At 63.5% G+C, this 19370-nt stretch carries 18 protein-coding genes and 1 tRNA gene; 7 read left to right on the forward strand and 12 right to left on the reverse strand.

The genetic code is table 11. The annotated features are described in order from the left end of the window. Position 1 precedes the first annotated feature (1 nt). Genes K6G35_RS13795 through K6G35_RS13805 form a run of 3 tightly spaced genes read right to left on the reverse strand, consistent with a single transcriptional unit; the run spans position 2 to position 3261 of the window. Positions 2-2038, reverse strand: a complete 2037-nt coding sequence (locus K6G35_RS13795; RefSeq protein ID WP_008646946.1) for a histidine kinase dimerization/phospho-acceptor domain-containing protein — start codon at positions 2036-2038, stop codon at positions 2-4. Beyond that, positions 2035-2307, reverse strand: a complete 273-nt coding sequence (locus K6G35_RS13800; protein ID WP_011517592.1) for a PP0621 family protein — start codon at positions 2305-2307, stop codon at positions 2035-2037. Before K6G35_RS13800 ends, K6G35_RS13795 begins: the two co-directional genes overlap by 4 nt. 15 nt (positions 2308-2322) lie before the next feature. Further along, the gene (locus K6G35_RS13805; protein WP_035884300.1) at positions 2323-3261 is read right to left on the reverse strand and encodes a cytochrome C assembly family protein; all 939 of its coding nucleotides are present in this window, start codon (positions 3259-3261) and stop codon (positions 2323-2325) included. A gap of 117 nt (positions 3262-3378) precedes the next feature. On the opposite strand from K6G35_RS13805, the gene ffh reads away from it, so the two are divergent. Beyond that, positions 3379-4770: a signal recognition particle protein gene (gene ffh, locus K6G35_RS13810; RefSeq protein ID WP_008647241.1), complete on the forward strand. Its 1392-nt coding sequence runs from the start codon at positions 3379-3381 to the stop codon at positions 4768-4770. A 65-nt stretch (positions 4771-4835) separates the two neighbouring features. Further along, positions 4836-5378 (forward strand): hypoxanthine-guanine phosphoribosyltransferase, encoded by a 543-nt coding sequence (locus tag K6G35_RS13815; RefSeq protein WP_035884301.1) that lies wholly within the window; start codon positions 4836-4838, stop codon positions 5376-5378. Between the two features lie 93 nt (positions 5379-5471). Here K6G35_RS13815 and K6G35_RS13820 read toward each other — a convergent pair whose 3' ends face one another. From K6G35_RS13820 to K6G35_RS13840, 5 genes are all read right to left on the reverse strand, one after another. Beyond that, positions 5472-6110 carry a LysE family translocator gene (locus tag K6G35_RS13820; RefSeq protein ID WP_035884302.1) on the reverse strand — a complete coding sequence of 213 codons (639 nt, stop codon included), beginning with the start codon at positions 6108-6110 and terminating at the stop codon, positions 5472-5474. 153 nt (positions 6111-6263) lie between these two features. Continuing rightward, on the reverse strand, positions 6264-7667 hold the full coding sequence (locus tag K6G35_RS13825; RefSeq protein WP_495675842.1) for a hemolysin: 1404 nt from the start codon (positions 7665-7667) through the stop codon (positions 6264-6266). A 287-nt stretch (positions 7668-7954) separates the two neighbouring features. After that, positions 7955-8836, reverse strand: coding sequence for a 2OG-Fe(II) oxygenase (locus K6G35_RS13830; RefSeq protein ID WP_495675843.1), 882 nt, complete (start codon positions 8834-8836; stop codon positions 7955-7957). 4 nt (positions 8837-8840) lie between these two features. Beyond that, positions 8841-9596, reverse strand: a complete 756-nt coding sequence (locus tag K6G35_RS13835) for a transglycosylase SLT domain-containing protein (protein WP_186424727.1) — start codon at positions 9594-9596, stop codon at positions 8841-8843. Positions 9597-9611: 15 nt separating this feature from the next. After that, positions 9612-11333: a proline--tRNA ligase gene (locus K6G35_RS13840; protein WP_008647247.1), complete on the reverse strand. Its 1722-nt coding sequence runs from the start codon at positions 11331-11333 to the stop codon at positions 9612-9614. Between the two features lie 184 nt (positions 11334-11517). On the opposite strand from K6G35_RS13840, the gene K6G35_RS13845 reads away from it, so the two are divergent. Then, positions 11518-12243 (forward strand): RNA pyrophosphohydrolase, encoded by a 726-nt coding sequence (locus tag K6G35_RS13845; RefSeq protein ID WP_186424726.1) that lies wholly within the window; start codon positions 11518-11520, stop codon positions 12241-12243. Then, a complete protein-coding gene (locus K6G35_RS13850; protein ID WP_008647249.1) occupies positions 12236-12841 on the forward strand; it encodes a CNP1-like family protein in 606 nt (201 codons plus the stop codon). Before K6G35_RS13845 ends, K6G35_RS13850 begins: the two co-directional genes overlap by 8 nt. An 82-nt stretch (positions 12842-12923) precedes the next feature. Here the strand turns inward: K6G35_RS13850 and proB are convergent, their stop codons facing one another. The 4 genes from proB to rplU all read right to left on the reverse strand — a co-directional run bounded on the left by proB (position 12924) and on the right by rplU (position 15926). After that, positions 12924-14042, reverse strand: a complete 1119-nt coding sequence (gene proB, locus K6G35_RS13855) for a glutamate 5-kinase (RefSeq protein ID WP_008647250.1) — start codon at positions 14040-14042, stop codon at positions 12924-12926. A 37-nt stretch (positions 14043-14079) separates the two neighbouring features. Further along, positions 14080-15177, reverse strand: coding sequence for a GTPase ObgE (gene obgE, locus K6G35_RS13860; RefSeq protein WP_008647251.1), 1098 nt, complete (start codon positions 15175-15177; stop codon positions 14080-14082). Between the two features lie 125 nt (positions 15178-15302). Beyond that, positions 15303-15563: a 50S ribosomal protein L27 gene (rpmA, locus tag K6G35_RS13865; protein ID WP_008647258.1), complete on the reverse strand. Its 261-nt coding sequence runs from the start codon at positions 15561-15563 to the stop codon at positions 15303-15305. A 51-nt stretch (positions 15564-15614) separates the two neighbouring features. After that, positions 15615-15926, reverse strand: a complete 312-nt coding sequence (gene rplU, locus K6G35_RS13870; RefSeq protein ID WP_008647259.1) for a 50S ribosomal protein L21 — start codon at positions 15924-15926, stop codon at positions 15615-15617. Positions 15927-16435: 509 nt separating this feature from the next. On the opposite strand from rplU, the gene ispB reads away from it, so the two are divergent. The 3 genes from ispB to K6G35_RS13885 all read left to right on the forward strand — a co-directional run bounded on the left by ispB (position 16436) and on the right by K6G35_RS13885 (position 19366). Further along, positions 16436-17365: an octaprenyl diphosphate synthase gene (ispB, locus tag K6G35_RS13875; RefSeq protein ID WP_049799754.1), complete on the forward strand. Its 930-nt coding sequence runs from the start codon at positions 16436-16438 to the stop codon at positions 17363-17365. 127 nt (positions 17366-17492) lie between these two features. Beyond that, a tRNA-Pro gene (locus K6G35_RS13880) sits at positions 17493-17569 on the forward strand. 171 nt (positions 17570-17740) lie between these two features. Continuing rightward, complete coding sequence (locus K6G35_RS13885; RefSeq protein ID WP_495675844.1) at positions 17741-19366, forward strand: integrase; 1626 nt, start codon at positions 17741-17743, stop codon at positions 19364-19366. Positions 19367-19370: the final 4 nt, after the last annotated feature.

A 19370-nucleotide genomic window follows, 5' to 3' on the forward strand; every position in this document is an offset into this window, starting at 1 on the left:
ATCAGAGCTTGGCCGATGGTTGAAATGGCTGGGCATTCGCGACGTCGGGCACTTCGTTGCGCAACGTCAACACGAATGCCTTGGCGGGAAGTGTATCGCGAGCCCCGACGAGCATGCCGGTGCGGTCGAGCAGATCCTCGAGCACGATCGCGCCGTAGCGCACCTGGGCGTCGTTCGCGCCGCACAGCTCGCGCGCCATGAACAGCCCCAGCCCGGTACCCTGCGGATTGCTGGTGAAGAACGGCTCGAACAGGCTGCGCTGCTGCTCGCGCGTGACTTCCGCGCCATCGTTCCAGACAATCAGTTCGGCATGGTGCTGGTCGAGCGTATGCGCCAGCAGGCGGATCGCGCCCGGCAGCCGGCTGCAATAGCGCCATGCGTTGTCGAGCAGATTGCCGAGCACCTGCTGCAATTGCGACATGTCGAAGATCACCGGCCCCTTCAGATCGACGGTGATGCGGATCGCGTTGGCGTTCACCTCGGCGCGGGCGCCGGCTCGCGAACGCATTTCCAGCCGCCACCGGTCGACGACTTCGGGTAGCGCCTTGGCCAAATCGACGGCGCTATGCCCGGTGCGCGGGCGGCGCGACAGTTGCAGCACGTCGGAAATCACCTGATCGAGCCGTCGCACGTTATCGCTGATGATGCGCAGCAGACGGGCATCGATGTTGCCCTCGCCACCGCCGGAGTCGGCCAGCAGTTCGTTGGCCTGGCTGATCGCCGCGAGCGGGTTGCGGATCTGGTGCGCGACGCTGGCCACCAGCCGGCCCATCGCGGCAAGTTTTTCCTGCTGAACCTGCTCGGCAATACGCTCCCAGCTTTCGATGTGCACCAGCACCGTGTCACGCATCTCGCTACGCAGCAGCGCCTCGTCCGCCGGGCTCCAGGCCATGGCCTCGTTCTGGGCGATGGCCAGCCGCAGACGCGCGGCGCCCTCGGGCGACATATCGTTCCAGCTGGTTGTGTCGAGGCCCGATGGCGAGGTCAGCGCGCCCGCCAGCGTCGAACGCAGCCCCGCCAGGCCGGGCAGCACGAAGCGTAGGCGCAGCCGTGTGTGCATCGAATTGCGCGCCGAGGAGGACGGGCGCGACGGCAGCGGCAGCAATTGCAAGATGCGCGGGACGTCGTCCTTCATGCGGATCCAGTCGCGCAGCATCTCCAGCAGCGGTTGCAGACGCGGCATGCGGCGCAGGTCGAACAACACGTTCTCGCGCTCGCCAACACGAACCTGCCCTTCGCGAATCCGCTCGTTCTGCTGCACGCCAAGCAGCACGAGCGCGGCGGGATTCGCCGCCACGACAACGCCATTGGCACGGACCAGCATCACGCCGTCCTGCATGTCATTGACCATCAGCCGGTTCACGAGCTGCTGCAGGCGCAGTTCCTGTTCGCGCGCCAGCGCCAGTTGCTCCTGGGCGATCTGGCGGTTGGCAAGCATGTACATCACGAGCGCCGCGATCATGAACACAAGCCCGAACAGGCCGGAACCGAGCAGGTTCACATCGACCTGGCGCGTGATCAACGTTTGCAGGAGCGGCGGGCCCATCACGAGCAGCGCCGACACCGAAGCGGCAAACAGCGCAAACGTCAGGCTGGTCAGCGCGCCCGCCTCGATCACGGGCAGCAGGAAAATCATCGCCAGTCCTTCGCCCTGGCTGCCGAAGTGACCGAGCGCCGCGTAGATGGAGGCCAGCAAGACCATATCGACCAGCACCTGCACGCGCACGCGCACGTGAAAGTGGTTGCGCCACAGCGTACCGAACAGCGTGACGAGGGCGATGGCCAGATAAGGCAGCACGACCGGCATGGCCGAGGCCATGCGCGCGTTCGTCGCCACGTTGAAGACGCTGGCGCCGGCGGCGGCGCGTTCGAGCGGCAGCCAGGCATAGCCGACCAGCAACACGGCGACGGCGAGCCGCGTCCAGCAGAAATACCGCTGCAGGCGCCAATGGAATTCAGGTGGCTCCGACTGACGCCAGAGCTTGACCAGCACGCGCCAGCCGTTCAGACGGGACCAGGCCGACGCCGGCGCTGTCATGAACGCGTGCCGTGATCGCCCTCGCCGGGCATGTCTGGCAGATGGCTACGGCGGCAGTAATGCAGGCCGTGCCATGCGATGGCATCGCCGCGCGGCAGATGCACGCCGCAGTGCGCGCACTGGACCATCGGTTCGATGTTCTCGTCGCCGGCGCCCGTGCGGCGCGGCGGCGGCTCCTGTTTCTCGGCGGTCTGCCGCGTGCCGGCGCGATCGCGCAGCCACCACAAGATGCCCAGCACGATGGCCAGCAGTAGGAAGATTCTTGCCATGTTGGGGCGAAGGGATCAGGTGATACGGTGCAGCACCACTTCCATGACGAAGCGGCTGCCCACGTAGGCGAGAAGCAGGATCCCGAACGACGCGATCACCCAGCGCAGCGCGGTGCGACCGCGCCAGCCCCGGAAATGGCGTCCGACCAGGATGCCGCCGAACATCAGCCACGAGATGACCGCGAAGACGGTCTTGTGATCGATCCGGAACGCGCGCGCGAACAACTGCTCGGAGAACAGGAAACCGGACGCGATCGTCAGTGTCAGCAGTACGAAGCCCGCGGCGATCAGCCTGAACAGCAGCTTTTCCAGCGTCAGGAGCGGCGGCAGCAGGTCCAGCCAGCGCCCAAGCCACTGGCTCGATGCCGACTCCGTTCCTGCCGGGCGGTTGAAGCCGTGCAAGCGGCGCTCGGCCATCAGCATCAGGAAAGCATGGAACGCCGCCAGCGTGAACAGGCCATACGCCACGTTGGCGATCACGAAATGGAGCTTGAACAGCGGACGCGCCGCGTACCCCAGGATCAGCGTGCCCGGGAACGCCAGCGGCATCAGGCTGGCCAGCATCGCCACCGGGAAAACGACCAGGCCCAGGCCGGCCAGCGAGAAGAAGAAGCTCTCGATCCAGTAGATGCCCACGCCAAGCCAGAGCATCGACGACAGCGCGAAGGCGAACCCGAACACCATGCGATCCGCCGGAAAGATGGTTTCATGGAGCAGCACACCGTGACTGACCAGGGCCACCATCACAAGCCCATGCCACCAGGCCGGCTGGCCCTCGGCGCGCCCGCCGGCAGGGTGCGGCATCAGCACTGCGGTGGCCGCCGCGCCGGGACGCCCCGGATGGCCAGGTGTGGCCCCGCCGGCCGCCGCCAGTCGCGGGTTGCGGGTCGCCCAGCCATGAAAGGCCAGGCCGCAGTAGAGAAGTGCCGTCAAGGCATACAGTACAATGGCCATTTGCGCAGTTTACCTTAGTGCCAATGCCGGTGGATTCGCTGGTGGATTCCCGCCACAATGCTGCCACGGCACCACCTGCGCCCCGCTCTCAAGCCGATTTTCCTCCCTCTTCCTGCCATGCTGGATAACCTCACTCAACGCCTGGCGCGGGTCGTCAAGACCATGCGCGGCGAGGCCCGACTGACCGAGGCCAATACCGCCGAGATGCTGCGCGAAGTGCGCCTTGCCATGCTCGAAGCCGACGTGGCATTGCCAGTCGTGCGCGAATTCATTGCCCGCGTCAAGGAAAAGGCCCTTGGCGAGGACGTCGTCTCCAGCCTGACGCCGGGCCAGGCCCTGGTGGGCGTGGTGCAGCGCGAGCTGACGGCGGTCATCGGCGGCGATGAAGCCGTTGGCGACCAGAAGTCCAACGAACTGAACCTGAACGTCCAGCCGCCAGCGGTCATCCTGATGGCCGGCCTGCAAGGCGCCGGCAAGACGACCACTTCGGGCAAGCTGGCCAAGTGGCTGAAGGAAAACAAGAAAAAGAAGGTCCTGACGGTCTCGTGTGACGTGTACCGCCCCGCCGCTATCGCCCAGCTCAAGACGGTGTCCGAGCAGGTTGGCGTCGACTTTTTTCCGTCCCAGCCCGACCAGAAGCCGGTGGAGATCGCGCGTGCCGCGCTCGACTGGGCGCGCAAGCACTATCACGATGTGCTGATCGTCGATACGGCCGGCCGACTGGGTATCGACGAGGCGATGATGCAGGAGATCGCCGCGCTGCACGCCGAACTGAAGCCCGCCGAAACCCTGTTCGTGGTCGATGCGATGCTAGGCCAGGATGCGGTCAACACGGCCAAGGCGTTCAATGACGCGTTGCCGCTGACCGGCGTGGTCCTGACCAAGCTCGACGGTGACGCGCGCGGTGGCGCGGCGTTGTCCGTGCGTCACATCACCGGGCGTCCGATCAAGTTCGTCGGCGTGGGCGAAAAGCTCGACGGCCTGGAGCCGTTCTATGCCGACCGCATGGCCCAGCGGATTCTGGGCATGGGCGACATCCTCGCACTGGTGGAGGAAGCCCAGCGCGGCGTGGACATGGAAGCCGCCGAGAAGCTGGCCAAGAAGATCAAGAAGACCGGGGGCTTCGACCTCGAGGACTTCAAGGCGCAGATCGGCCAGATGAAGAAGATGGGCGGCCTGGGCAGCCTGGTCGACAAGCTGCCGGCCCAGTTCGCCGCGCAGGCGCAGGGCGCGAACATGGACCAGGCGGAAAAGCAGGTGCGCCGCATGGAAGGCATCATCAACAGCATGACGCCGGCCGAGCGCGCCAAACCCGATCTGATCAAGGCCAGCCGCAAGCGCCGCATCGCCGCTGGCGCCGGCGTGCCGGTGCAGGAAGTGAACCGCCTGCTCAATCAGTTCGACCAGATGCAGGGCATGATGAAGAAGCTCAAGGGCGGCGGCATGATGAAGATGATGCGCCAGATGGGCGCGATGAAGGGTGGCATGAAGGGCCTGTTCAACCGCTGACCAGCGGCAAGACACCATCCACCAGCCCCCCGCAAGACAAGCAAGACAAGAACAGGACAACGATCATGATGACCGCTGAACAGGCCCGCGAACTCTGGCTCGACTCCGAGGAAATCGTCAGCGCCGAGGAAGTTCAGAACTCGCTGGACCGCATGGCCCACGACATCACGGAAAAGATGGGCGACACGTTTCCGCTGGTGCTGTCCGTGATGGGCGGCGCCGTCGTCTTCACCGGCATGTTGCTGCCCAAGCTGCAGTTCCCGCTGGAATTCGACTACATCCACCTCTCGCGCTACAACAACAAGACGGTTGGTGGCGAGATGCAATGGCGCGTGGCGCCGCGCGAATCGGTCAAGGACCGCGTGGTGCTGGTGCTCGACGACATCCTCGACGAAGGCGAGACGATGGCAGCCATCCGCCAGCGCATCATGGACATGGGCGCCAAGGAATGCCACGCCGCCGTGCTGTGCGAAAAGACGCTGACCAAGATCAAGCCGATGCACCCGGATTTCTGCGGCTTCCAGGTACCAGACCGCTACGTCTTTGGCTGCGGCATGGACGTGAAGGGCTACTGGCGTAACCTGGGCGCGATCCGCGCGCTGGTTTGATTCTTAGGGCGTGCCCTGCAAGGGCGCGGCCGCAGACAGTACAAGTGGACTGACCAAGGCCGCGCTACGACGCCAGAATCGTTTTGTTGGTGACTACCCGTGCGGGTGGGCGCCGAGAATTGGCAGCAGCGAGGCCAGCAGCATCAGGGCCATCGTCACATTGAACACGCGCAACACGCGCGGCCGCGCCAGCAGGCTGCGCAGCGCAGCACCAAACACCGCCCACGTAGCCACGCTGGGCAGGTTGATCACCGCGAACAGGCAAGCCATTGCCAGGGCATTGACCCAGATGTTGGCGTCGAGCACATAGGTGCTGCACGCCCCCACCGCCATCACCCACGCCTTCGGATTCACCCACTGGAATGCGGCCGCGCGCAGGAAGCTCATCGGCCGTGCCACTTCGCGGTCCTGCACGCCGCCAGCCGTCGCCAGCTTCCACGCCAGCCACACCAGATAGGCCGTGGCCACCACACGCAGCAGGTCCCACATCCACGGCCAGGCCGTGAAAATCGAACCCAGCCCCAGGCCGACCAGCGCCACCATGATCGAGAAGCCGATGCTGATGCCGAGCAGGTGCGGCACGGTGCGCGCAATGCCAAAGTTGACGCCGGACGCGAGCACCATCGTATTGTTGGGGCCGGGGGTGATGGACGAGACCAGCGCAAATGCGCAAAAGGCCAGCAGCACGCCGGAGCCGGCAGCCACATTGGGAAGAAAGGCTGGAAAAGTCATGGATGTACATCAGGAATTGCCGAGTACACCCAGTCTAGGCAGACTCATCGATACAGTACCGGCACACTTTGCCAAGAAAGGACCGGTACTGACCGACCTCGTCACCATGACAGTTGACGAACCGGCTAAACGGGGCAGCCGTCAGCCCAATGATTATTGCTGGACTACTCGCATGGAATGCGGCTTTGAAAAGTCCAACGTCTGTCCGTCGTAAGCTTTCACCTTCGTCATATTTTCGTTCTCAACGACGCCACTGAAAACCGCCAGTCGGTTATAGGAAAGGTTATCGTAGTCAGACAGCATGACCCCAATGCCCGGGTCCGCCTGGACCATAACATCGTGCGCATAGATCCACGCGGGCAGCGAGTACCCGGAGCGCTCGCCAGCCGGAAGACAGTATTTGTCGACCGAGACCAGACTGACGATGCAGCCCAGGGGACGGGTACTATGTGTGACACGCATCGCCCGTGGCTTTGAGAAATCCAGCGTCTCTCCGTTGTGGGCCTTGACGGCACGCAGTTTGTCGTTTTCCACGGTACCGACAAACTCCGCCAGTCGGTTATAGGAAAGGTTATCCCAGTCAGACAGCATGACCGAAACTCCGCTATCCGCCTGTACAAAGACATCGTGCGCGTAAATCCAGGTGGGCAGACTGTAGTCCGACCTTTGTCCAACCTCGAGACAGTACTTTGCACCGTTCCTCAGGCTGACAATGCAGCCCTGCGGACGGGTCTCCGAGAGGAAGCGGGCTTCCGGGTAAATCGAGCGAATCCAGTTCGCATATTTTGAGATGCGGGCACCCGTCGAGAGTTTCGAATGACCGCCATTTGTGGTGGCAACGATCACGGGCTTCGTATCCTTGATCTGCCACCATGCCGAACCGCTGTCTCCAGCCGCGACACGGGCCCAGTTGGCTGAAGGACCAACCGGTTTATAGCTTGCCCCGATGCCGTAGTCGCTCTCGAAAATCGACGTGATCTTGCTGCGGCCGTACAGTCTCCTGGCGCCGCTTTCCGGCCCATAGCCTTCGTTCAGCCCTACACCCCAGACTCCATAGCCGACAAACATGACAGCCCGGTCTTTCTCGTCCTCCCTGTCGTTCAGAATCGGCCTCTCCACCGGAATCCCTGCCCTGTCTTTCAGCGGATTGGTCAGCGGAAGCTTTACGATGGCGACATCCGTCGAAGCCCCACCCATGTAGGCAGGAACCTTGACGCGCTCCTTGGGCACATAGGCGATCCCCAGTCCGGAGGCCACGATGCTGCCGTCCCAGCCGTTGAACGTTAGCTGTACAGGCGTTTCCGTTGCCGAATAGGGAACACAATGTGCGGCCGTTAGGAAATAGGCCCAGCCATTCTTGCTGCCGAGCCAGGTTGCCGTGCATCCGTTGATCCGTCCAATGGTCAGCCAGGGCTTTGCATAACTGTACCCACGTAGTTTTTCGCTGGCGCTTCGAATGGATGCAGCGACATTTCCCGTATCGCCGCCATGCCGCTTGAAAGTATCTTCATCAATAACCACGGCATTGGCCGCCGATGACAACATCAATGCGACCAATGGTAATATCACCCTCATAAATCGACCTTTCGCAATAATACGATTGACAAACCCATACCAGAGGCGATCGCACCATTAAGCCAATCATTTGATTTATTGAAATAAATCCAAATAATCGCCACATAGCTACCACCTCAAGCGGGTCTTGCGATTTTATGAGAGTGATTTATTTAAAACATGAAGCCAGATCAATAATCATAGATTACATATATCTGGCAATTTCACTAATTGCAGGAAAATCATGAGCACGCAAAGGCAAGCGATTCAGCTACCTTGCGAATGCAGGTTCAGCCCCTGCTGCGGTAGGGATGCTCGCGCAACCATTTGGTCGCGATCCATTTTTCGCCCGCCTCCACCGGCAAACCCGCGTGCAAGGTGCGCTCGTCGAGCGCGCCATCGGGCAGGCCGTAGCTGAACAGGACCGCATTGCCCTTCACCGGCGCCACCTCGAGCCCGATGCGCGGGAATGCCGTGGCACCACCAGAGGCCGGACTGTTCAGGTAGATCACCATCGTGGCAACGCGCTGTCCGCCCACGCGCAACTGGCGCGCTTCGCCGGGACGCTTGGGATTGAAGAAATCGAAATGCGGCTGATACTCGCCGCCAGGCTTGTAGTTGAGGACCTGAAAGCCTTCGCCTTGCTCGACCGGCCAGCCCGTCACGGCCGCGATCCGCGCCTCGATACGTTGCAGCAGCGCATGTTCGCCAACCTGGAACATCGCGCCCATGCTGGTACGCGCATCGATCAGGTTCTCGTCGCCAGTGTCCGGATTGACCACGGGCGAACGCTGCAGGCGGTCGCGCGCCAGCGCCACGACGGCATCGCATTCGGCGTCATCGAGCAGGTTCTGCAGCAACAGGATGCGCGGCGACTCCAGCCTGAACAGGACCGGCATCTCGCGATCCTTGTGGCGGAAGGCGTTGCCACCGGTGACCGTGGGCGTTGTGGCAGCCTTCGCTACGGGCGCGGGCGCTGCCGCACTGGCAGCGGCCTGAGGATGCCCTATTGCGGCGCTGACCGTGTCGCGCGCGAACGCAGCGTCGTAGCCGGAGCGCAGCATCGACAGCACCAGCGACTCGGCATCGAAGCCTTGCGCGATATGGCGTGTCAGCCAGTGCTCCAGTTCGGGCGAAGACGCGCTGTACCCCGCGCGGGAATCGCGCTTCATGACTTCATGACGGATTGGCAAGACGTTGCGGCGAGAACGGATTGCGGGCGGGCGATTCCGGCGGCAGCGCGCGTCGCATGGGTGCCGGGGTGACCGCGGCGGGATCCGGATCCCCCGCGATGGTCACGGTCGCCTCGGAATACTGCCAGCGCTTCCATGCCGCCAGCACCGCGTTCGGATACTCGGGGCGCCCGCGGCTGCCGTTGTAGCGACCCAGCGCCAGGAACAGGTCACCGTTCTCGCGATCGAGATAATGACGCAGGATCGTGCAGCCATAGCGCAGGTTGCTCTGCAGATGGAACAGCTTGCGCGTGTCGCCATCTCCGATGCTGCGCACCCAGAACGGCATCACCTGCATCAGTCCGCGCGCATCGGCCGAACTGATCGCATATTTGCGGAAGTTGCTTTCCACCTGCACGAGCCCAAGCACCAGCGACGGCTCCAGGCCGGCGCGTTTGGATTCGTAGTAGACGGTTTCGATCAGCTCGACGCGTACCTGCGGCTCGGGAATCCGGGCTTCCAGCCGGCGCGACATCTCGCCGAGCCATTTCAGGTAGCCAAGGCGCTCCGACCCGGACGCAAAGGCCGGGCGCACCGGCCTGTTGTCGGCGATCGCGGCCGCCAATGCCCCGCGCACTGAGTCAGCAAGCGCCTCCTCCTTCTGCGCGCCGGCATGGGCGTTCGCGATCAGCGTCGCGCACAGCAAACCGCCAGCCCAGGCGGACCAGCGGTTGCGCGTCGGCAGGCCGGGAATGCGCATGATCGAGGACGCGGATCAGGCAGCCAGCTGGCCGCGCACGTGCGCAACCACATCCGCCACCGCCACCGGGGTGGCCTGGGCATCGCGGCGGCCCTGGTACTCGACCTTGCCTTCCTTGAGTCCACGGTCACCCACCACCACGCGGTGCGGCACGCCAATCAGCTCCCAGTCGGCAAACATCACGCCCGGGCGCTCGCCACGGTCGTCCAGAATCACGTCCACGCCCGCAGCCAGCAGCTCGGCGTGGATGCGATCGGCCTCGGCCTTGACGGCCTCGTTGCGATCGTAGCCAACCGGGCACACCACCACCGCGAACGGGGCGATCGCCGCCGGCCAGATGATGCCGCGCTCGTCATAGTTCTGCTCGATGGCGGCGCCCAGAATCCGGGTCACGCCGATACCGTAGCAACCCATTTGCATCGGCTGCGTCTTGCCGTTCTCGTCCAGGAACGTGGCGTTCATCGACTCCGAATAGCGCGTGCCGAGCATGAACACGTGGCCCACTTCGATGCCACGGCAGATGTCGAGCGTGCCCTTGCCGTCCGGCGAGGCGTCGCCGGCCACCACGTTGCGGAGGTCCGCCACGGCCGGTTCCGGCAGGTCGCGGCCCCAGTTCACACCGGTGTAGTGGTAGTCGCGATCGTTGGCACCACAGCAGAAGTCGCTCATGTTGGCGACGGTACGATCCGCCACCACCTTGACCGGCTTCTTCGGACCGATCGGACCGAGGTAGCCCGGAGGCGAGCCGAAGGTATCGACGATTTCAGTCTCGGTCGCAAAGCGGAAGTCAACCAGGCCCGGCACCTTCGACGCCTTCACCTCGTTCAGTTCGTGATCGCCACGGATCAGCAGCAGCCAGATCTGGGCCCCGGCGTCGCTGTCGGTGGCCAGCACGATCGATTTGACCGTGCGTTCCAGCGGGATGCCCAGGAATTCGGCGACGTGCTCGCACTTGGCCTTCTCGGGCGTCGAGGTTTTCTTCAGTTCCTCGGCCGGCGCGGCGCGCGTTGCCAGCAGCGGCAGGGCCTCGGCCGCTTCCATATTGGCGGCGTAGTCGGACGTCGGGCAGTAAACGATGGCGTCCTCGCCGGTATCGGCGATCACGTGGAACTCGTGCGAGCCCGAACCGCCGATGGCGCCGTTGTCGGCCGCCACGGCGCGGAATTCCAGGCCAAAGCGCTGGAAGATGCGCACGTACGCGTCGTACATATTCTGGTACGACGCCTTCAGGCCGTCGATGTCACGGTCGAACGAATAGGCGTCCTTCATCGTGAACTCGCGGCCGCGCATGATGCCGAAGCGCGGACGGCGCTCGTCGCGGAACTTGGTCTGGATCTGGTAGAAGTTGACGGGCAGTTGCTTGTAGCTGCGGATTTCGGTCCGGGCAATGTCCGTGACGACTTCCTCGGAAGTGGGCTGCACCGCGAAATCGCGCTCGTGGCGATCCTTCAGGCGCAACAGCTCGGGCCCCATCTTGTCCCAGCGGCCGGTCTCCTGCCAGAGTTCGGCAGGCTGGATCACCGGCATCGACAGCTCCACGGCACCAGCGCGGTTCATTTCCTCGCGAACAATGTTCTCGACCTTGCGGATAACACGCAGGCCCACCGGCATGTAGTTATAGATGCCGGCGCCGAGCTTCTTGATCATGCCGGCCCGCATCATCAGTTTGTGCGACACGATTTCCGCGTCGGCGGGGGCTTCCTTGAGGGTGGAAATGAAGAATTGCGAGGCTTTCATCCGTTGCTTTCTCGTAAGGCCGGGCGCCATCTGGCATCCCGACCGCGCCGCGATGCGGCATCCATTGGGCCGGACGCGCCGGAAACTGCCCTTCCGGTCGGGGAAAACCAGCACTCCCGCCATCAGGCCGACCCGCGCGCATCCTTTATAATCGTCGTAATTCTAAAGGATTCGAGGTGCAGTCATGCTCGATCGTGAAGGCTTTCGCCCGAACGTCGGCATCATCCTCATCAACGCACGCAACGAGGTATTCTGGGGCAAGCGAATCGGCGAACACTCCTGGCAGTTTCCGCAAGGTGGCATCAAGTACGGCGAAACGCCGGAACAGGCCATGTTCCGCGAACTGCACGAAGAGGTCGGCCTGCTTCCGGAGCATGTCAGGATCGTCGGTCGCACGCGCGACTGGTTGCGTTATGAGGTGCCGGACAAGTTCATCCGCCGCGAGATCCGCGGCCACTACAGGGGCCAGAAGCAGATCTGGTTCCTGCTGCGCATGGTCTGCCGCGATTGCGACATCCACCTGCGCGCGACCGATCATCCTGAGTTCGACGCCTGGCGTTGGAGCCATTATTGGGTGCCGCTGGACGCCGTCATCGAGTTCAAGCGCGACGTCTACCAGATGGCGCTGACCGAGCTATCGCGCTTCCTGAACCGTGGACGCGTGCCGCTGAGCCCCTACGGCAACCATGGTAACCATGGCCACCACGGAGGCCCTGGCCGGCATGGCGACCAGGGACGGCCACCGAGGCCCGTGCCGATCGAGGAGACCACCGTAACCGAGGTGAGCGTCTCGGTCACGGCATCGGTTACCATTCAGGCGACCGTGCAGGAAGCGGCACATGGCGATCTCGCGACCGCGCCCGTTTCGCCGGCCAGTCCGGCATCCACTCAACGGAGTTCCGATGATTAGTTTCAGCGGCCGGCACATTCGCGCCGGCCTGTTGCTGACAGCAGTCTGCCTGGCGCTGTCGGCCTGCAAGACCACCGACAAGGGCCTGCCCAAGGACGAGGAACAGGCGGCCGACACCCCGACTGGCGACGGCCAACCGGCCAGTTCCTGGCTCAACCCGTTCGCGGACAAGCCATTCAAGGAAGGGGCGACCACCCTGCCCGCTCTGCCGCGCGACGAAGATCTGATCCCGTTCTCGGTGAACGGCGGCAGTTCATTCCGCTTCGCGGTAGACCCCAAGTCGGTCTCCGTGGGCGACGACAACGTCGTCCGATTCACGGTTGTTATCACGAGCAGTGGTGGTGGGCGCAACGTGACCTACGAAGGCATCCGTTGCGATGCGTTCGAGCGCAGGCTCTACGCCACCTTGCCCAAGGGCGCCACCGAGTGGGTGCCCAACCGGGGAGAGGACCGCGACATGTGGCGCCGCATGGAAACGGGTGTGCGCAATGCCTACGCTGCCACGCTGGCGACGGACTACTTCTGCGAAGGTCGAACCGTGGCGGGCAAGGCGGACAAGCTGATCCGCGACCTGAAGGCGTACGCGCCTAGCCGCTGAGCGGTAATCCGAGCGTAAAAAAACGGCGGGGCCTTTGCGGGCCCCGCCGTTTTTCATGGGTTCGTGGGTAACTGCCTCGCGCTCAGACCAGCACGAGATTGTCGCGATGGATCAGTTCGGGCTCGTTCAGATGGCCCAGCACCGACTCGATCTCCGATGACGGCTTGCGTGCAATCAGGCGGGCTTCGGCGCTCGAATAGTTGGTGATGCCGCGCGCCACTTCCTTCCCCTCCGGGCTGGCGCACGCAATGACCTCGCCACGAGCGAACTCGCCCTGCACTTCCACCACGCCAATCGGCAGCAGCGACTTGCCACCGCTGGTGAGCTTCTCTACAGCGCCCGCGTCGATGATCACGCGGCCGCGCAATTGCAGGTGATCCGCCATCCACTGCTTGCGCGCCGTCAGACGACCGGTCGGCGCCAGCAGTTGCGTGCCGATGGCCTCGCCAGCAGCCAGCCTGCCCAGCACATCGGCCTCACGACCCGAGGCGATCGTCGTATGAGCACCAGACTTCGCCGCCCGCTTGGCCGCCAGAATCTTGGTCAGCATGCCGCCTCGGCCAATGGACGAGCCTGCGCCGCCGGCCATGGCCTCGAGTTCGGGCGTGCCAGCCAGCGCTTCATGGACGAACTCGGCATTCGGGTCCTTGCGCGGATCAGCGGTGTAGAGCCCGCGCTGGTCGGTCAGGATCACCAGTGCGTCGCCTTCGATCAAATTCGTCACCAGCGCGCCGAGCGTATCGTTGTCGCCGAACTTGATTTCGTCGGTGACGACCGTGTCGTTCTCGTTGATGATCGGCACCACGCCGAGGGACAGCAGCGTCAGCAGCGTGGAGCGGGCATTCAGATAGCGCTCGCGATCGGCCAGGTCAGCGTGCGTCAGCAGCACCTGCGCGGTGCGGATGCCATATCGGCCGAACTGGCTTTCGTAGACCTGCGCCAAGCCCATCTGGCCCACTGCTGCAGCGGCCTGCAGTTCGTGGATTTCCTTCGGCCGGCGCGCCCAGCCCAGTCGCTGCATCCCTTCGGCAATCGCGCCTGAGCTGACCAACACGACTTCCTTGCCCGTGCCACGCAGCTTGGCGATCTGTGCTGCCCAGCGCGCGATGGCATCGTGGTCGAGCCCCTTGCCGTCGTTGGTAACCAGACTCGAACCTACTTTGACAACGATGCGTTTTGCCTGGGCGATGACCGATTGCATGGCGGGTCCTGTCTCCGTGGTGCCTTGTTGTAGTGCGTTACGCTTTGCTGTCGTCTCGATCGACGTTATGCAGGCGGTCGTCGAGGCGGATATCGGGCTCGGCCAGCGCGGCGGCTTCCTCTGCCTTGAGCGCGGCGAGATGGTCCTTGATCGCGTAGACCAGTTCGCGGCAGCCCTCGCCGGTCAGGGCCGAGATATGGAACACCGGCCCCTTCCACTTGTAGCGCTTGACGAAATCCTTCACGCGCGCGGCACGTTCCTCTTCCGGAACCACGTCGAGCTTGTTCAGCACCAGCCAGCGCGGCTTGTCGTACAGCGTCTCGTCGTATTTCTTCAGTTCGTTGACGATGGCCTTGGCCTCGGCAACGGGATCGACATTCTCGTCGAACGGTGCGATGTCGACGATATGCAGCAGCAGCCCGGTACGTTGCAGGTGACGCAGGAACTGATGTCCGAGACCGGCGCCTTCGGCGGCGCCTTCGATCAGGCCCGGAATGTCAGCAACGACGAACGACTGCTCATGGTCCACACGGACCACACCGAGGTTCGGATGGAGCGTCGTGAACGGATAGTCGGCCACCTTCGGACGTGCATTCGACACGTGCGAGATAAACGTCGACTTGCCCGCGTTGGGCATGCCGAGCAGACCGACGTCCGCCAACACCTTCAGTTCGAGCTTGAGCATGCGGCGCTCGCCCGGCTTGCCGTCGACCTGCTGGCGCGGCGCGCGGTTAGTACTCGACTTGAAGTGGAGATTGCCCCAGCCGCCCATACCGCCTTCGGCCAGGCAGACCAGCTGGCCGTGCTCGGTCAGGTCGGCGATGACTTCGCCGGTGTCCATGTCGGAGATCAGCGTGCCCACGGGCATCCGCAACGTGACATCTTCGCCCGCCGCGCCGTAGCAATCCGAGCCCCGGCCGTTTTCGCCGTTCCGCGCTACGTGCTTCTTGGCGTAGCGAAAGTCGATCAGCGTATTGATGTTGCGGTCGGCCTGTGCGAACACGCTGCCGCCACGGCCGCCGTCACCGCCATCGGGGCCACCGAAGGGCACAAATTTCTCGCGCCGAAACGAAGCGCTTCCGTTGCCGCCATTGCCGGCGATCGCTTCGATACGGGCTTCGTCAATGAACTTCATGTTGGTTTTCCGTGGTGGTTCGGGCTTGTCGCCGCCGGCCCGCGACGGGCCAGCGGCATTTTATCTTGGCAGAAAACAAAAAAGCCCCGCAGTCACTGCGGGGCCTTCGTGCTGCAAAGGCTGTATCAGGCCGCCGGAACGACGCTGACTTGCTGCTTCTTGGCAGCGCCCTTGACGGCGAACTGCACGTGGCCGTCCACCAGCGCGAACAGGGTGTGGTCCTTGCCGATACCCACGTTCTCGCCAGCGTGCACGCGCGTGCCGCGTTGACGAACGATGATGCCGCCGGCGTTGATGGCCTGGCCACCGAACACCTTCACGCCCAGACGCTTCGATTCCGAATCACGGCCGTTCCGCGTAGAACCGCCGCCTTTTTTCTGTGCCATGTCTTTACTCCTGTTGACCTATTGCGATTAAGCCTGTGTCCGAGCCGAGGCTCAGGCAACGATGGCTTCGATGCGCAGTTCGGTGTAATTCTGACGATGGCCCTGACGCTTCTGGTAGTGCTTGCGACGGCGCATCTTGAAGATCTTCACCTTGTCGTGACGACCCTGGGCGATAACGGTAGCCTTGACGGAAGCCCCGCTCACCAGCGGCGTACCAAATTTGATTTGGTCGCCAGCGCCCACTGCGAGCACCTGGTCCAGCGTGATTTCTGCGCCAATGTCAGCCGGTATCTGTTCTACTTTCAGTTTTTCGCCAGCAGCAACCTTGTATTGCTTGCCGCCGGTTTTTACGACCGCGTACATTGTCGAACCTCTCGATGTTGAGTTGAAACGTTGAATGCTGCTCCGGGAGCCCCGGAACCGGCGCCGTTTCGTGCGCCGCAGACGGTGCGCGTGACAAACGCGACCGAAAGAACCGGTGATTATAAACCAGCCGCCGGAAAACTGCAAAGAAAACAATGAGATAGCCTGCCGGCACACCGTCTGAGACGATCGCGGCACTTCCAGCGCCCGGACGATCAGGTCAGGTCGGCCAGCAGGTACCCGGCCAATGCCGCAAAAGCCACCCACCAAGCGGCGCGACGGACGGGACGACGAGATTCGCGTGACTTGTTCATGGCCGGATTATAGAAGCGAGGCCAGGCAGAAAATTGCGCCACGGCAACATCCCGTCCTGACAATCCCTTCCAGCTTGCTACCCACAACAGCCAAACGCACACCCGCATCGCATATAATCCTCGGGTTTTGCGCAACGGTGATTCATCTTGTCCCAGTCTTCCGCTACTGCCCTGCTTGCCCCGGTCGCTGCCGACATGCGCGCCGTTGACGCAGTCATCCGCCGGCGCCTGTCGTCGGAGGTGCCGCTGATCGAACAGATCGGCGAGTACATCATCGGGGCGGGCGGCAAACGTCTGCGCCCGGTCATCCTGCTGCTTTCCGCACGCGCATTCGACTACGAAGGCCATCGCCACCACGAACTGGCCGCGGTGGTCGAGTTCATCCACACCGCCACGCTCCTGCATGACGACGTGGTCGACGAATCGGAACTGCGCCGGGGCCGCGATACCGCCAATGCGGTGTTCGGCAACGCCGCCAGCGTCCTGGTGGGCGACTTCCTCTATTCGCGCGCCTTCCAGATGATGGTGGAAGCCGGCAGCATGCGCATCATGGAGATCCTCTCCAACGCCACCAACGTGATCGCCGAAGGCGAAGTGCTGCAACTGCTGAACATGCACGACCCCGAAGTCACGGTGGAGCGCTACCTGCAGGTCATCCGCTACAAGACCGCCAAGCTGTTCGAGGCATCGGCCCAACTGGGCGCGGTGCTCGCCGGCGCGGACGCGGAGATGGAAGAAGCCGCAGCGGAGTACGGCCGCCGGATCGGCACCGCGTTCCAGTTGATCGACGACATGCTCGACTACACGGCCAGCGCCGAGCAGATGGGCAAGAACGCGGGCGACGACCTGCGCGAAGGCAAGCCGACGCTGCCGCTGCTGCACCTGCTCGAACATGGCACGGCCCAGCAGCGCGAACTGGCGCGCGACGCCATCGTGCAAGGCGGCACCGAGCATTTCGATGCCGTGTTCTCGGCGATCCACGCCAGCGGCGCGCTCGATGTGACGTTCGCAGCCGCCCAGCGTGAAGCAGAGGCCGCGGAGAAGGCCGCCATGCAGTTCCCGGACTCGCCGCTCAAGCAGACGCTGATCGATCTGTGCGCGTTCTCGCTGCAACGGCAAAGCTAAGAGTGGCGCAAAGGCAAAGCTGAGGGCGGCGCAAATCTTCTCGCCCCCTCTTCCCATCCGAAAGAAACGCTGCTAAACTTTTGTTCTTTGCTGCTGACAACGCAAGTTGCTGCGGCAAACCAGAAATCGGGGTGTAGCTTAGCCTGGTAGAGCGCTACGTTCGGGACGTAGAGGCCGGAGGTTCGAATCCTCTCACCCCGACCAGATTTCCCTTGTAAATCAAGGACAAAAAGCCCAGCAATCGCTGGGCTTTTTGCTTTCTGGTCGCCCTCTGTGCCAATTCTGTGCCACGACCGCGTCGCTTCGGGCCCACATGACGAATGGCTAAAACCATTCGCTTCACAGGTTTCCATCAACCTTTAGGAAACCGAATTCGTGGCCACCATCGAGAACCGCAGCAAGTACGTCGTCGCCGTCAAGAACAACGACGCCCTCCTACGCACCTTCCCCTTCACCGAGCTCGCCGGCGCCAAAGCGTACGGTGCCGAACTGCGCGCACAGGGCTACAAGCCCAAACTCACGCAACTCGAAGACACCCTGCTCGTACGCATTCGGCAGAAGGGCTACCCGGACCAGAACTACACGGTCCACTCGCTCGCCGAGGCTGACGACCTGGTCGAGACCATCCGCCAGGAGCGCAAACGCGGACTCTTCCGCGATTACACCAAGGCCCACAACGTGACCTTTGCCGACCTGATTGGCCGCTACATGGCAGAGGAAGGTCCGAAGCACAAGGGCTGGGCCAAGGTCGAACGCTACAAATGCCAGGGCTGGCTCGACGACCTCGAAGGCAACCTGGCCCGACGCGACGCGCAGCGTCACGAGGAAAAGCAAGCCACCGGCCGCGCCAGTACAGCCCGCCGCGCCATGCGCGTGCCGGCCACTGGCCTGCAGTGGATGGAAAAGCCTTTCGCCACGGTTGAGACCATGGACATCGAGGGCTACATCCGCGACCGGCTCGACGTGGTGGCCCCGTCCACCGTCGACCGTGAAATCGACGTGCTGTCGGCCATCTGCAACGTCGCGGTCAGGGTCTGGAAATATCGCGTCGACGACAACCCGATGACCGGCGTGCGCCGCCCGCGCTATTTCAACGAACGCGACCGGCGCCTGAAAGCCGGCGAATGGGAGCGGCTGCTCGACGCCGCCGTCGAGGAAGACCGGCTGCGCTCCATCGAGTTACGCGCCCAGGCGTTGATGGAGAACGCCCGGTCAGAGGCCCAATCGCGCCCAACCGTCTATCAAAAGAAGAATCGCATCAAGGCAGCACTAGCCGACTGCCGCGCTCAGGCGGCGCAAGACTATGAGCATGTCGCGCTGTACGAGACCTTCGTCCACTTCCAGGCCATGACCGCCGCGCGCCGGGGCGAAACCCTGAACACCACGTGGGACAACGTCGACCTGGCAGCGCGCACGGTCTACCTGCCCGAGACCAAGAACGGCCGGCCGCGCAAGCTGCCGCTGCGCGCCGAACTGGTCGAGCTGCTGGACGCCCTGCCGCATACCGATGCCCGAGTGGATTCCCGCGTGTTCCCGCTGTCCGAAGACGCGCTCAAGAAGGCCTGGGCGCGCATCTGTCAGCGCGCCGGCATCGAGGACCTGCACATTCACGACCTGCGCCATGAGGCCATCAGCCAGGCGGCCGAGACCGGGCAGTTCTCGCTGGTCGACCTACAGGAGTTCAGCGGTCACCGTGACGTGCGCATGCTGCTGCGCTACTCACACCTGTGCACCACCAAGCTGGCCCATCGGCTCGACGCGGCGTTTGCCGACGGCGGGCAGCGCTCGACCACCCAGGTCCATCGCGGCCGCCTGCGCCTGCGCCCCGGCCAGGGACTGTCGGTGTCCGACATTATGGCCGATGCCCCCGAGGCCGCGCAGCCAAAGTTCGCCGAGGCGGCGACGCGCGCGCCGGCACCGGCGGCCCCTCCTGCGCAAAGCACCAACGTCATTGCCTTCCCCTGCCGGAGCGCATCCGGGACGCGCACCGCCCAGCATTAAGACT

This window comes from Cupriavidus sp. HY129 (assembly GCF_059492215.1).